Origin of the sequence: Paenibacillus sp. S-12 (assembly GCF_030363895.1) — a bacterium.
In the GTDB taxonomy this organism is placed as follows: Bacteria; Bacillota; Bacilli; order Paenibacillales; family Paenibacillaceae; genus Paenibacillus_B; species Paenibacillus_B alvei.
In genome coordinates this window covers 234,650-248,766 of record NZ_JASIUF010000008.1, presented here as the reverse complement: position 1 = coordinate 248,766, position 14,117 = coordinate 234,650, and the positions used below count along the sequence as shown (strand labels likewise).

The window sequence follows — 14,117 nt, the reverse complement described above, 5'->3', positions numbered from 1 at the left end:
GGACGCAGCACTTGCAAGATAGCCCTGAGATATCATCTTGGGGCCTTCTTGCACTCTGATTTACCTTATGCCGTTATTTACGAAGCAGTCCTTCTGTAACGCATTCCAAAAGTAAATCCTTCACCTGCACGAACTTAGAGCCAATTTCATCTCTGTGCATCGAGAGCATCATGACTGACCGAAGCAACCCGATAATCACCTCTGGATCTTCATCTATGATTACATGCTTCTGTTGCCATTGCTTAATTAGGGCAGCGCCGGCATCATTATCAGCTTGAATATGGGATTCGAGCGTTTCCTTCGGCAGTTTGCGGATTAACAGTTCATATTCTTCTCGTTGCTGAATCCGCTTCAGGAAAGGATTCGTCTCCAGCAGCTCAAAGGACAACTCGAATAAACCCTTTAGCAATTCCTTAGGAGATTGATCACTGGCCAGCATTTCTTGAATCTTTTGCTCCTTGAAAGCCTCTTCCTCCTGCATAATGGCATAATATAGTTCTTCCTTCGATTGGAAAAAAGCATAAAAAGATCCCTTTGCAATGCCGCATGCTTTTACAATTTCATCTACGCTCGTTTTTTTCAATCCATATTGAATGAACAGATTCTTGCCCGTAGTCATCAGACAAGCACGAACGGCTTCTTTCTCGGTTTCACTGAACTTTGGAATAATTAATCTCTCCTTTACTTCAAACAGCGATATACCGCTTGGCGCACCGCATTTTCACGCGGATTATTATCCATATATCCACCAATTACATTTAATCCATAAGCATAGCCCAGCTCATAATCCGGATCTGCATAACAGAATGATCCGCCAGCGCCTGGGTGTCCATAAGCTCGATGGCTGCTGCCGAACTTATGCCCTTCAATCGGTTTCCATAAGCCGACAGAATACGCCAGCTTCGTCCGATTGACATGGTCGTATGCGCCAGTTGACGGCAGCTTCGGCGGTGCCTCTAACGCTTGTTTTGCTGCTTCGGACAGCTTCAATTGCTTGCCCCCAGCAGCAAATTCCCCATATATACAGGCCATTGCCCGCACTTCTCCGATTCCGTTGCCGGATGGGAACTCAATGGCCAGCATTTCGCGGCGATTGAAATGATCATTCGCAACTAAGCGCTTCGGATCTACCATACTGCGCGCTGTCAACGAGCGTGGATTCATGAAAGCCAGCAGCATTGAGAATGGAATCCCACGTAAATGCTTCAATAGTTGAACAGGGCTGTTAATGCCTCTTACTTGAGCCAGCCTTGTATCCGGCACATCCTTTGGCAGCCCGATAAAGAATTCCGCTCCAAGCGGGTTCGCAATTTCCTCTTGAAAAAATCGGCCCAAGCTTCTTCCTCTTGAATCTACTCTCCGAATAAGCTCTCCAATATACCAGCCTAACGTCCAAGCGTGATAACCGTGCATCGTACCTGGTGTCCACTCAGGTTTCAATTGGGCAAGCTTAGGAGCAACCTGAGCAGTGTCTAAATCATCAAACTTCTCCAATTGTAATGTATCCAACGTGCACAGTCCAGCTTGGTGGGACAACAGCTGCCGAACCGAAATATCCTCCTTTCCATGAACTGCAAATTCAGGCCAATAAGTGCAAACCTTCTCATCATAATCCAGCAGCCCACGCGATACAGCCAGTGCCCCAGCCAGCGCAGCAAAGCCTTTTGTACTTGAAAATACCGGAACCATCGTATGCTCTTCCCATGGTGTCCTGCGGTAAGGGTCGGCTACTCCTCCCCATAAATCTACAACCTTCATTCCTCGAACATAGACGGCGCATGCCGCTCCAGTTTCGTTACGCGTCGTAAAGTTCCGCACAAACTCCTTCTCCACTTCTTCGAACCCTGCTGCCACCCAGCCCTGAACATGAACATTTTGCATCGTCATCCACTCCCTTGTCTATATGACTAAATAAACATTATTAGTCATATAGACATTACCGTATTTCCATCCATTTGTATAGAGGCAAAAAATAGACAGCTATCGATGACGATAACTGTCTCTACGATGCCTTTCTAGAATGGCGCAAACCCCTTCTGACTCACATAAATGCAATTCGACGGAAATACGCTGCGAAATCGCTCTAGCACAATTCGGAATGCATCGGGCTGATACCACTCCTGCAAACCAAGCTCCCCATACAGCTTGCTTATACCTAACTGTCGAGTTCTTGCTCCTCCGCTTCCATCCCCCATGAAGTAATCGTCAATACAGATTCGCTCTGTTATATTGATCAACTTCTGCGGAAAAGCAGTACTGCTCGGCAAAACTGGCGCAATTGTCGCCTGTGTTGGTATTCCGGCTGTTTGCAATCGCTCCAGCGCTTTCAACCTTGCAGCTATTGGAGGTGCGCCGGGTGTAAAGTACTTTCGTATGTCTTCCCTGTCCGTCTCAATCGTCATACTGACTCGTACGGAATTTTGCATTTGCTGCAGCAAATCTATATCTCGCTGAACGAGAGGGCTGCGTGTTTGCACAAGCAAAAAATCAGGCTGTTCCTCTACTATGGCCTCTAGCAGCGAGCGTGTCACCCGTTCCTTGTATTCCACTGGCTGATACGGGTCTGTGCTGGATGACATAAATATCGTGACCCTTCCTTTTGCTTTCGCTCGCCGCAGCTCCTTGCGCAGCACCTCTGCTGCTTGCTGCTTAATATCAACCCAGCTGCCCCATTCCGTCTTGCGGAACTTAGCTACGGGCATCTGCCGTACATAACAATAGGAACAAGCGAAGGAGCAGCCTGTATATGGATTCAAGGTATGGGTGTAATCAGCCAAAAAACCAGTGCCCTTATTAAGCATGGACTTTGGAGATGTGTACTGAAATTCCATTCGCTTCACTCCTTCCTGAGTAAAGAAATTCATCTGCAATTCTATATGTTTAATCAGAAGATAAGTGCTCTACCTTCAGCAATCGTTTTTTCATATCAAGCCCGCCTCTGTATCCAGTCATGTGCCCATTCTTGCCGATGACACGATGGCAGGGTACCGTAATTAGAATGGGATTTGCGCCAATCGCAGTACCTACCGCACGAGCTGCCATAGGCTTCTGCAAATAAGCAGCGATCTCGGAATAGGTTCTCGTCTCCCCATACGGAATCTCGCATAAGATTCTCCATACTGCACGTTGAAATGGCGTCCCTTGAATATCCAACGGCATCGTGAATCCCTTGCGATCTCCTTGCAAATATTCCGCCAATTCTTCAATATGCGGGTGCAAGCGTTCGTCAGACCGTACGAGCATTGCTTGTGGGTATCGAATAGCCACCCACTCGCTCAAATGGTCAAAGGATTCGTGTTGTCCTCCAATATAACACACTCCCTGTTTCGATGCTGCCACGTATAGCTGCCAATTCCCTCGATTCAACATGGACCAATATATATATTGCTGCTTCTTTACCATTTTAGTTCTCTCCTTCATTTTCCCGCTCCTGCATCAAGCATTTGATGTCTTTTGCGGAAGACTGCCGGCGTATGGCCAGTTATCTTTTTGAACAAGGTAATAAAGTAGGGCGTACTTGGAAATCCGACGGTATGTGCGATGTCGTTAATCGTGAACGTCGAATTTCTCAGCAGCTCCGAAGCACGATTTATACGTTCATGCTGGATATATTCCATTGGAGAAACCCCCATAATTCGCTTAAATGTGCGCTGCAAATGATACGGGCTTCCATGACATAATTCTGCTAGCGAGTGAAGCGTCAACGTATCTGCATAATGGTTTTGGATACATTGTATGATTTGCGCAACCCATTCCTGATCGGGCATTCGATCTCCCGTTGGCTTACATCGCTTACAGGGACGGAATCCGGCCAGGAGCGCTTGTGCGGCATTTGAAAATGTGCATACATTTTCCCTAATCGGAGGCCTGGACTTGCATGAAGGCCTGCAGAAGATTCCTGTTGTTTTCACTGCATAAATAAATCGATGATCATAGGTGGGATCATTATAAAGGATGGCATTCCATTGTTCCTCTGACATGATTCCATCAGCAGAATCCCGCTTTTTCTCATCACCTGACAAGTCCGTGCGTATATCTTGTTGATCTCCTACTTTGCCCACTAATACTCACCTCCACTTCCAGTATAACCGGTAAGAGCTCTCCATGTACGTGAACAGGAATAGAAACGCAACATATCGAAATCATAGAGCGAACCAGTTATGATACAACTAGATTAGAAGATATTTTCAATTGAGTTGGGAGGAAAAGAATGACGAATGAGTATGCCTACGACCTAATCAAGCTAGATGTGCCCCGCGAGTTCAGCTTCACCGAGAACTTGAATTATCTATCTCGTGCATCCAATGAATGCTTATATGAGATTCACAATCAGAAGGTATACAAAGCCATCCCACTCGGAAATCGAACTCCCATAATCGAAATCAGCGCCAATCAGGATCAGTCATTGCGTATGGCCTATATCGGAAATGAGGTTCCTCTTGATTCATCTGAGCATAAAGCTGTTCAACATTACATCCGTGATTGGTTCGACTTAGATACTGATCTGTCGCCATTTTATGAGCTTGCGCATCGAGATCCACTGCTGCATGATGCCGTTCATGCATTCTCCGGCTTGCGGATAATGGGTATTCCCGATCTTTTTGAAGCTCTCAGTTGGGGAATTATAGGACAGCAAATTAATCTTACTTACGCGTATACGTTAAAGAGAAGGCTTGTAGAACAATTTGGAAAGCAACTTATTTGTGAAGACCGTTCCTACTGGATCTATCCAACCGCGGAAGATATTGCAGCCTTGTCGATTCAAGATTTGCAGCAATTGCGCATGACAGAACGGAAATGCGAGTATCTTATCCAAACTGCACAATTAATTGCGAATAAGCAGTTGACTAAGGAAATGCTGCTTGGTGCTGGCGGCTGTAAGCAGGCAGAGGAGATGTTAACCCAAATCAGGGGAATCGGGCCATGGACGGCCAATTATGTCTTAATGCGCTGTTTGCGAATGCCATCAGCATTCCCAATTGATGATGTCGGGCTTCATAATGCCGTTCGCCATGTTCTCGCATCAGACAGAAAGCCAACTAAGAGTGAACTGCGAGCAATGTCTGTCAATTGGAGCGGCTGGGAGGCTTACGCAACTTTTTATCTCTGGAGATACCTCTATTGACTCAGCAGCTACAGTAACCTGCAATGACTGGAACGGAACCACTTACAGTATCCGCACCTATTTTGCGCAAAAAGACCCGCTTTGCATATGAAGCAAAGCGGGTCTCGGGTCTAGTATCATTCTTTTTTGTATACGATTTTCTTGATGCTATCTATGGATAAGCAATATAGTTCCGATAGCTGATCAATCGATGCACCTTCACGGAAACATTTCCGAATCTTCTCATTCCTCAGTTGAAGCTCTCTTCGAATTCCAGAGTTTTCGCCCCATCTTTTACGAGAACCCACTGGTGCAGGAATGTATATAAACTCTCCGCATACATATTTCTGAATTTCCTGCAATAAATGCTCGGGTAAACATTCATTCGCCTTCACATATTTCATGATTACTCCGCTCCTTAAAAAATCTTGAACTTTTCTAAGGAAGCAAAGCCTACATTATAAACGTATTTTCACCATGAAAGTCAAAATGAAAGTGAACGGTTCGGGTATTACACTCCAGGCTAGCAACCGTTCATGTCCATAATATAGACTTTGCATGGAGTTGATCTAAGTCGATTCTCATGTATAACAAAAAAATCCCTCATTTCAGTATGTAATTAGAATTGGATTAAATTGTACATTAACCAATTGTACCAGTATATACCTGATCAATCAATGATTTGAGCCTAAATGGCATACTGTTCTGCCGTTTTTAATGCAATGTCCCTAAACTAGGAGGGTCCAAATGAAATAGATTCTTACATTCTGAAGTTTACATAGTAATATATTGACATTTCTCCTCTTCTGCTCTATTATTCATACTAATCCTATCAGATTAAAATTTTAGGATTCGAAGATGATGCCCGAGTCTGTGTTGGAAAATATAAGGGCACAGATGTGAACACATCAATCGCACTCGCCTTCGGATCATCGGCATGTCATTTTTTCGGCATGAGCTCTTTTATTTGTTCATAAAGATATGATATTCGTTATAATCATGCAAAAAATCCAATCTTTTATGCAATAAATAGCTCGAAAGGGTCTTGCAAAATAGATCCGATCACTATAAAGTGTTTATGCATCCTATATATGGGAATGCTCTAAAACCAAAGGAGGATTGATTAATGATTGATTTTTTAAGGAAAAACGTGTGGGCAGCTGCATTGCTCCTTGCTGTACGGCTCTATGTAGGCTATGTATGGGTATCCGCAGGCCTGAAAAAGCTGTTTGGAGGTGGCTTTGACGCAAGTGGATTTTTAAAGGGTGCCGTGGAAAAAGCAAGCGGCGATCGGCCGATCGTACAAGATTGGTGGGCTTCCTTCCTCCAACATGTCGCCATCCCGCATTCGCAAGTGTTCAGCTTTATGGTTCAATGGGGTGAACTGCTCGTCGGCACCGGACTCATTCTGGGCGCTCTTACTCGTACCGCTGCTTTCTTCGCTATCGTCATGAATTTAGCGTTTCTTTTGAGCGGATCCATCAGCAGCAATCCTATCATGATTATTCTTACGATGTTCATACTTGTCGCTTATACAAATGCAGGCCGCTTCGGTGTAGATTATTACTTGCTCCACAGATTAAAGCTGTCTAGACGCCAATCACCTCAAAGCTCCACTTCACCCTCAGTATAACCTCGTGATTTACGCTCTGCTCATCAACATGCTTTGCTCAAACGGAGATCTGCATAACACTTCTCAAATTCGTGCTTTTTTACAAATGCAAACTTATAGCGCATTTATTTCAGGTAGCATATATGTGCATTGACAATCGCACGGAATGTAGTATGTATGATTTTAATCGCTTAATAAATTGATCTATCTGTGGCTAGATCAATTATTCATCATACGATTAACCCAAGTAAACCGTTGGAATTACTTGATATCAACTCTCGTCGTTGCTGCCTATCCCATCGTGCACTACCATGCATTCACCAATGTCATTGAGCCGTAAGGACACTGCAATGAAGTGAATCCTTGCGGCTCATATGGGGTGTTGACTTTTTCTGATGATAGTGGGCAGCAGGCAGTTTGTTAGGTTACATAAGGAAGAGTATATTTTAATATAAATTCAATTTTCAGACTGAAAGCTGTTTTTAATGATTTCCCCCATCAAATCCAAGCTCTTCTTGAAATATTCGACTCCCCCGTATGGAATGCAAGTGGTGGCACCTTTATGAATCTATCTTAACCCTCGCTGCAAGCTTCCTGGCCGATAGGTTGATACCCTCGAGTAGCTAATTCAAGACTACATGGATCATATGGATCATCATTTTCGTCAAATTTTTAGATGTCAAGATAATACCATTTCACCTTCACCATAGGCATCAAAAAAGGACGGCAAATGCCGTCCTTTTCACTTTTAGCAAATATATATGTGCGATGTATCACTTTGTCCCCACCCGCTTGGCCAGCTCAGCCAAGTCATGCCCCTTCAACGCACCTTCCACCAGCTCCGGTAGCAGACTTGGCGTACAGGCGAAGCAAGGGGTGCCATCCCGCGCCAACACTCGCGCAAGATTCTCATCATAGAAGGGCTGACCTTGGTCGGAGAGCGCGAGCAGGCACATCGTCCTTACCCCTGCCTCTCTAAGCTCTCGCATGCGGCGGATGAGAGCCCCCCGATTGCCGCCTTCATACAGGTCGGAGACGATAATGAACAATGTCTTCTTTGGTTCCGTAATATATTGTTCGCAATACGCAACTGATTTGTTAATATCCGTTCCTCCGCCCAACTGAATCCCGAACAGCATATCTACCGGGTCATTGGCGCATTGCTCTGTCAGGTCCACAACTTCTGTATCGAACACGACGACCCGCGTATCTAACGCCGGAATGGAAGCGAAAATGGAACCAATAACGGAAGCCCATATTACAGAATCCGCCATCGATCCGCTTTGATCAATATCAACGATAACCGTCCATTCTTTGCTGCGCTGCGCGCGGTCGAAGAAATAGAATCGTTCCGGGATGATTTGCTTTCGTTCGATGTTATAGTGCTTCAAATTGCGAGCAATCGTTCTCTTCCAATCGATGCCGCTTACGGATGGGAGCGGAGTGTGCTGTCTACGGTTCAGCGCCCCGGTAACCGCTCGACGCAAGTCATTTTCAAGCAGCTTTACGAGTTCATCCACAACTGCCTGCACAAGCATCCTTGCGGTATCCTTCGTCTTCTCTGGGATTTTCCCCTTCAAGGACAGCAGTGTGCCTACTAGCTGTATGTCGGGCTTCACCTGTGCCAAAACCTCTGGCTCGAACAGAAGCTGCTTCCAACCTTTTCGCTCCATCGCATCATGCTGGATGATCGACACAACATCATCAGGGAAAAAGGATCGAACATCTCCAAGCCATTTCGATAAGCGCGGTGCTGATTTCCCGAGTCCAGCCCCCTTGCCCCCCGCTGTTGATCCGTTTCCGCCCGATGCATCACTCGTCTCATCATAAATAGCCGCCAACGCTTGATCCATGATAAGCTCCTCTTCGGTCAGGGGAGTACTGCCGTTCATGGAATAGCTAGAAAGCTGCCCTTCGACTGGCTGGCCAAGTATAAGACGCCAACGCGTCAGTGTTTGTGATTCAGCGAATTTGTTCATATCAAATGTCCCCAAAATCAAAATCGTTCAATTCGTCAATCATGCTCGCTTCTTCCTCCTTCAGCTCACCCATCAACAATTCCTCCGCCTGCTCAGCTTGCACGCCCCACAGCTCACCCAGCAGCTCGGCGATCATTGTCTTCTCCCGCGGAGCGAATGTGCTGAATGCCCGTCGAAGGAAGACAAGCGCTCTCACGAATTCGTTATCGTCGAGAGATAGAATATATTCATTCAACTGCTCCCATAGTGTCATACGGGACAGCAGCGCATATCGATTGCGCATGGACAATCCTTCGAACCATCCTGCGCCTAGATCGGCCGGTATACCCGGGGATAAACGACGAGACACCTCTTCCGCGCATTGCTGCGGAGATATCACGTTGCGCTCCATCAATATGGCGCATGCGAAGCCGGACAAACGTGGATTCCGATCATCCCGCTCAGCCAAGCGAAGCAATTCTTGCAGCCATAACGATTCATCTACCTGTTCGCTATGATCTATGGCAATACGGTTCAGCTCGTTCATCGCCGAGATCATCGCATTTGCAGCCTCATCATTGCAGCCGCTCGCATCCAGCAAGAAAAGACAAGCACGGACGAACAACTGCTCCAAGAGCGGTATTAACGGAGTCATGTCCATTCGTCTAATGTCCCCATACCGAATAATCGTAGACAGATCTCTGGCTGCCGCTGCAATTTGTACGACGTCACGGCTGTCCACCGCAAGCCGCTGAAGCGCTTGCCGCGCTGCTTCCATCTGCGTCAGCATTCCGCATTCGCAAGCCACGCGTATCAACTTAGATGCTTCGTCTATCGTTGTGCAGCTATCTAGCCTTTGTTGCAGGACATAAGCGGCAGCTACTTGAACGGTCTCGCCAAGAAGTGTCGATTCAACCACTTCAATCTCTACCTCAGGTGTCCATTGCAGCACCCAATGCTCCGCCCACGCCGCTTGCTCCTGCCCGCTTGGCTTCTGCTTAGCCAGCGATATGCCCAGCAGTGTCAAACGGTGAAATAGGAAGGAGCGATTCAAATCGAGAAATGCTGCGTCCTCAGAAGAAACCCGGCGATTCTCCCGCAGATCTAGCGCCAAATCAGTCGCCACTGTCGTCTTGTACTTTTCCAGCCTCAGCTTCCGCATCCATCGATTCAGATCATCTTGAATCGGCGTCTGACTAACCCCATCTGCAAGCATACCGATCGCAGTGCCGACATCGATCCGGACCAATGCTTCGGCGATAACAGACAGGTCGCCGCGGCCAAGCAGCGTAAGCGCCGCATCTCGCAAATCCAGCAAGGTTGGCGCGCTTCCGCCATGGAGGGCCGCGAGCGATTCAGCCATTCGTACAGCCTCGATTACCTCGGCCGTAGAGCGGTGAGTCCCTGACTCTCGAAGTGAGCGGGCGACAGCGGATAAGTAATGCATGCTCAAATCATCCAATGTGCCGTCTAGCATGTGTTCCCACATCATTTGATAGTAACCCGGCGCATTGTTGCCCGCACCGTAGCCAGAACGCGAGGACAAGCGGAAATAGGAATAGGGCATCAGCGTAAGCTTCGAGCTGCGCTTTGGCAGCAGCTCGAATTCTTCATCCGTCATCGCCACCGTAAGATCAGCGAGTGCGGAAGCATGATACGCGCCGCATATGACAACAATTTTGTCAGGCGCATGCCCGGCGTTAAGCGCCTCAACGATCTTTCGACGCATATATGCTTCTCTGATTGCGTTATAAGCGTATTCAGTACGATCGTGAAGTCGCTCCGTCTCCTCGGTTAGCAGCCGCATCTGTTCGGAAAAGGCCAGTATGGCTTCGCGATAGGCACCTGGATTCATGTTGTGCTCATAGTTCCGTTCCCAATAGGTATCATAATCAGGCTCGCCTGCTAGTTGAGCAATTCGATTGTAAATGGAACGCTCGCTGCCTTTTCCCATCTCTTGTTCCAATGACTCGGGCTCGCTGCCTTCGCTGACTTCGCTTCCTTCAGAGCACGATTCTGTATGATGCGGCTTATCGTGCAAGGCAAGCGTGACGGAGGATGGAAGGTCTATAAATGCTGCAGCCGCGCCATGTTGATCAGCCCATTTCATTGCCTGAAGCTCTGGCGAATAGGAAGCAAACGGCCACATGACCGTTCGTACAGGCAGATCATCGGTAAACGCAAGTATGGCAATAGGCGGTTTTGTTACCTCGTTCGTGAGATGACAGATGGATGCTGTCGCGTCTGAGGGTCCCTCGATAAGCACCACCGTCGGCTGAATACGGTCAAGCTCATCCAGCATATGTTTCGCGCCACCCGGCGATAAATGCCGTACTCCGAAAATGTTCACGGCAGAAGCCGCTGTCAGGCTCATCACTCGTTCAGCTCCTTGCAAGCCGTGTACAGTCCGCGCCATTCCGCCCCGCGCTTCTTCATAACATTGTCGAGGTATTCCTTCCAGACGATTTTGTCTTTGACATCATCCTTTACAATGGCCCCTTGGAGCCCTGCCGCTAAGTCTTCGTCGCTTAGTTCTCCGCTACCGAAGCTGGCTGCTAGAGCCATACTGTTCGTGAGCAGAGAGATCGCTTCCGCCGTTGAAATAACGCCCGCTGGAGACTTTACCTTCTCCTTCCTGTCGATCGTCATGCCGCTCCGCAGCTCACGGAATATCGTAACGACCTTATGCAAGGCTTCGTCGGAAGGCGCAGCTGACTGCAAATCGTATGACGAGGCGATTTCCTGAACACGCTTCTTCACAATCTCTACCTCGGTGTTCATATCCGATGGCGTAGGCAGAACGATAATATTGAAGCGGCGCTTCAAAGCCGCTGACATCTCGTTGACCCCGCGATCTCTTGTATTAGCCGTCGCAATGATAGAAAAACCCTTGCGCGCATTTACTTCCTTGCCGAGTTCAGGCACAGAAATCGTCTTTTCCGATAAGATCGAGATCAATGCATCCTGCACTTCTGAAGCACAGCGGGAGATTTCTTCGAACCGAGCGATCCCGCCCGCTTCCATTGCCCGCATAATCGGGCTTTGCACAAGAGCCTCCGGCGTCGGACCGTTTGCAAGCAGCATGGCGTAATTCCATGAGTAGCGCACATGCTCCTCGCTCGTTCCCGCTGTTCCCTGTACAACAAGTCCGGAATGACCGTAAATGGCTGCCGTCAAATTCTCGGATAGCCATGATTTGGCCGTGCCGGGCTCTCCGATCAGAAGTAGCGCCCGGTCGGTCACAAGTGTTGCAATCGCCATTTCCACCAAACGTTTATTGCCGATGTATTTAGGTGTAATCGACGTTTTGCCTGCCTTGCCCCCTGTAATGAACGTGAGTACCGCTTGCGGCGACATTTGCCATCCAGTCGGTACCTTTCCTTTGTCAGCCTTTCGCAGTGCCGCAATTTCCTCTTCATACAAGCGCTCTGCAGGCAATCGCATTATATCCTGCATTTGTTGTTGGCTCACTGCCATTTCATCATCTCCCATGACGTAATCTAGGCTCGTTCCTGACATTCTATCGTTTTGAGACGTAAGGCTGCTCCAGCGCTTCTTGCAGTTTCGTAAGGAATAACTATACCGATTCTGCCGCAACCGCAGCTTGTTTTGCTTCCATTTGTTCGACGATGTAACGAAGCTGTTCGCCAGCCGTATACCTGAACTTAGGCAGCACAGCGGATAAACGATCATGATACGATGATGGCAGCTCATAGAGCTGTTCAAGCACATATCCATCAAAGACATAGCAACTCGTATTGCGCTTATCTTCGATGGCGGCCACAAGCGCCTCCCATAGAACTTCTTGATCAACGCCGGCTCGTTTCAATCCACATAATATCAAGCCTGCGAACGGATTGCGGAATTCAGGGTTTTTCTCCATCTTGCTTCGCAAAAACTCGATGCATGCCTCATGTCCCGGTCGTGCAAAAGCACATACGAGCGCAAGTTCGTTCTGTTCAATGAAGCAATCCAGCCAACGCTCATCCCACGTATCGCAAATGATTGGCAGCGGCTGCATAACAGTCATATAAATGGAGGTAAGCTCCGTTGAATGATTCCACAATGATGGATATTCCTTATATTCTCTGGATAGCACAATCTCTTCTATGGCACTAAACAGTGCTTTCTTTCTTTTTTGCACGTCTCTGTTCGTCTGCAGCTTCCACTTATTGCGCATCGATGCCACGTAGTCCTCATACATGTCCTCTTTCGTGAGCTGATTGAATGAGGAACGGACAGTATAGGACATGAATCGGACATCATGTTGCTCCATTTCCTTCAAGTAAGCATGGGCTTCCGCCGAATGATGTGCTTCCATATATCGAGCCGCTGCGTGGAGCAGCTCCATCCATTGAAATGACACGAAATCTTGAAATCGGCTTACGACTTTGGCATATACGTCGAAAAGCTCATTGCACTTCTTAAATTCCAATGATCGCACTGCAAACTTCATACTCTCCCAAATCTTTTCTAGCTTTTTCTTATCGTCCGCTTGCTCCAACGCCAAATCCAGGTTATGATCCAAATCCTGTACTAATCGGGCATTCAGCAGCGGATGATCACATCCGGCCGCCGCTTCTGAAACTATCTCGATATCTTTGCCTGAAAAAGCTTCATGCAAGCGTTCCGCCGCTCGTTCCGTTCCATTTGCAGCCAGTGCGTGATAGGCCGCCTCCCGAATTGCCTTCTTCTTCTCCTTCGTCCATTCAAGTACGGATTCTTCATACTGAACATACCCCGCTAAAAGCCGAATTGCCGTCGATCGAACCTCATCCGAACCAGTTTGTGCAGCTTGATAAACGAATGCGGCAGCCTCGTCTCCACCGGCTTTGCCGATAACGCGCAGCTTCCTTGCTTCCAGCTTGCCGCCATCAGCTCGGAACGTCTTCATCAGATGCGGAACAATCTGCGCTCCATAGGATGGAAGAATTTTCTCCATGGCCATATCTGCAATTTCCGTATATGGATCGCCAAGCGCCTCAATTGCGTAGTGCAGCAAGCGCATATCGGCAAACATGCCATCTTCGAAGGCCTGAACGATTACTTCAAAGCGTCCGCCACCAGTCGTCGTCAACGCCTCTTGGACTGCCGCCAACTTGCGGTAGGACAATCTCGTTGATAAACTGCTCGGATGGCTATCTATGGCCGTAAGTTCACCAGTTGGAGTTGTGCTGCCCTGTGTGTATAAGACGGAATGAAGGAGCATGCCAATATCCTGCAGCATCTCGGCTGAGGATGGTTCCTTCCCCGCAGGCGGTTCGATTAATGCGGCAATCCCCTCACCGAGCCGCTTGAATACAGGCGCCCGATCCCCAAGCTGCTGGAACTGCGGCAGAAGCCGCTTCAAGCGGAAGTCACCGACTGCCAACTCGCTGCCTGCTATGTATAGGCGTTTCACTTCTTGATGAAGCTCTTGCAACAATGCTGTACTCATCAACCA

12 protein-coding genes are annotated in these 14,117 nt (G+C 47.9%); 2 read left to right on the top strand and 10 right to left on the bottom strand.

Features of this window, described 5'->3' with window-relative positions; all coding sequences use genetic code 11:
• Positions 1-73: 73 nt before the first annotated feature.
• The 5 genes from NO352_RS08680 to NO352_RS08660 form a co-directional block, all read right to left on the bottom strand.
• Positions 74-619, bottom strand: coding sequence for a TetR/AcrR family transcriptional regulator (locus NO352_RS08680; RefSeq protein WP_262866779.1), 546 nt, complete (start codon positions 617-619; stop codon positions 74-76).
• Positions 620-681: 62 nt separating this feature from the next.
• Entirely contained in the window at positions 682-1,881 is a 1,200-nt protein-coding gene (locus NO352_RS08675) for a serine hydrolase domain-containing protein (RefSeq protein WP_289355367.1), read from the bottom strand.
• Positions 1,882-2,015: 134 nt separating this feature from the next.
• Complete coding sequence (locus NO352_RS08670; RefSeq protein ID WP_005549389.1) at positions 2,016-2,831, bottom strand: SPL family radical SAM protein; 816 nt, start codon at positions 2,829-2,831, stop codon at positions 2,016-2,018.
• A 49-nt stretch (positions 2,832-2,880) separates the two neighbouring features.
• Positions 2,881-3,420, bottom strand: coding sequence for a methylated-DNA--[protein]-cysteine S-methyltransferase (locus tag NO352_RS08665; RefSeq protein WP_005549390.1), 540 nt, complete (start codon positions 3,418-3,420; stop codon positions 2,881-2,883).
• A complete protein-coding gene (locus NO352_RS08660; RefSeq protein ID WP_289355366.1) occupies positions 3,417-4,061 on the bottom strand; it encodes a bifunctional transcriptional activator/DNA repair enzyme AdaA in 645 nt (214 codons plus the stop codon). Before NO352_RS08660 ends, NO352_RS08665 begins: the two co-directional genes overlap by 4 nt.
• 149 nt (positions 4,062-4,210) lie before the next feature.
• Between NO352_RS08660 and NO352_RS08655 the strand changes: the two genes are divergently transcribed.
• Entirely contained in the window at positions 4,211-5,125 is a 915-nt protein-coding gene (locus tag NO352_RS08655) for a DNA-3-methyladenine glycosylase family protein (protein ID WP_289355365.1), read from the top strand.
• Positions 5,126-5,241: 116 nt separating this feature from the next.
• Here NO352_RS08655 and NO352_RS08650 read toward each other — a convergent pair whose 3' ends face one another.
• Entirely contained in the window at positions 5,242-5,508 is a 267-nt protein-coding gene (locus NO352_RS08650) for a CD3324 family protein (RefSeq protein WP_163976323.1), read from the bottom strand.
• Between the two features lie 722 nt (positions 5,509-6,230).
• On the opposite strand from NO352_RS08650, the gene NO352_RS08645 reads away from it, so the two are divergent.
• A complete protein-coding gene (locus NO352_RS08645) occupies positions 6,231-6,737 on the top strand; it encodes a DoxX family membrane protein (RefSeq protein ID WP_005549398.1) in 507 nt (168 codons plus the stop codon).
• Positions 6,738-7,489: 752 nt separating this feature from the next.
• Here the strand turns inward: NO352_RS08645 and NO352_RS08640 are convergent.
• The 4 genes from NO352_RS08640 to NO352_RS08625 all read right to left on the bottom strand — a co-directional run bounded on the left by NO352_RS08640 (position 7,490) and on the right by NO352_RS08625 (position 14,111).
• Positions 7,490-8,695: a VWA domain-containing protein gene (locus tag NO352_RS08640; protein ID WP_289355364.1), complete on the bottom strand. Its 1,206-nt coding sequence runs from the start codon at positions 8,693-8,695 to the stop codon at positions 7,490-7,492.
• 1 nt (position 8,696) lies between these two features.
• Positions 8,697-11,048, bottom strand: a complete 2,352-nt coding sequence (locus NO352_RS08635) for a DUF5682 family protein (protein WP_289355425.1) — start codon at positions 11,046-11,048, stop codon at positions 8,697-8,699.
• Positions 11,048-12,151, bottom strand: a complete 1,104-nt coding sequence (locus NO352_RS08630; RefSeq protein ID WP_005549404.1) for an AAA family ATPase — start codon at positions 12,149-12,151, stop codon at positions 11,048-11,050. Before NO352_RS08630 ends, NO352_RS08635 begins: the two co-directional genes overlap by 1 nt.
• Positions 12,152-12,251: 100 nt before the next feature.
• Entirely contained in the window at positions 12,252-14,111 is a 1,860-nt protein-coding gene (locus NO352_RS08625; protein WP_289355363.1) for a HEAT repeat domain-containing protein, read from the bottom strand.
• Positions 14,112-14,117: the final 6 nt, after the last annotated feature.

What these genes read in the sequence shown, in the direction of transcription:
- NO352_RS08680 (WP_262866779.1), bottom strand. Translation starts at nt 619, where the DNA reads ATGACTACGGGCAAGAATCTGTTCATTCAATATGGATTGAAAAAAACG.
- NO352_RS08675 (WP_289355367.1), bottom strand. Translation starts at nt 1,881, where the DNA reads ATGCAAAATGTTCATGTTCAGGGCTGGGTGGCAGCAGGGTTCGAAGAA.
- NO352_RS08670 (WP_005549389.1), bottom strand. Translation starts at nt 2,831, where the DNA reads ATGGAATTTCAGTACACATCTCCAAAGTCCATGCTTAATAAGGGCACT.
- NO352_RS08665 (WP_005549390.1), bottom strand. Translation starts at nt 3,420, where the DNA reads ATGAAGGAGAGAACTAAAATGGTAAAGAAGCAGCAATATATATATTGG.
- NO352_RS08655 (WP_289355365.1), top strand. Translation starts at nt 4,211, where the DNA reads ATGACGAATGAGTATGCCTACGACCTAATCAAGCTAGATGTGCCCCGC.
- NO352_RS08650 (WP_163976323.1), bottom strand. Translation starts at nt 5,508, where the DNA reads ATGAAATATGTGAAGGCGAATGAATGTTTACCCGAGCATTTATTGCAG.
- NO352_RS08645 (WP_005549398.1), top strand. Translation starts at nt 6,231, where the DNA reads ATGATTGATTTTTTAAGGAAAAACGTGTGGGCAGCTGCATTGCTCCTT.
- NO352_RS08640 (WP_289355364.1), bottom strand. Translation starts at nt 8,695, where the DNA reads ATGAACAAATTCGCTGAATCACAAACACTGACGCGTTGGCGTCTTATA.
- NO352_RS08635 (WP_289355425.1), bottom strand. Translation starts at nt 11,048, where the DNA reads ATGAGCCTGACAGCGGCTTCTGCCGTGAACATTTTCGGAGTACGGCAT.
- NO352_RS08630 (WP_005549404.1), bottom strand. Translation starts at nt 12,151, where the DNA reads ATGGCAGTGAGCCAACAACAAATGCAGGATATAATGCGATTGCCTGCA.
- NO352_RS08625 (WP_289355363.1), bottom strand. Translation starts at nt 14,111, where the DNA reads ATGAGTACAGCATTGTTGCAAGAGCTTCATCAAGAAGTGAAACGCCTA.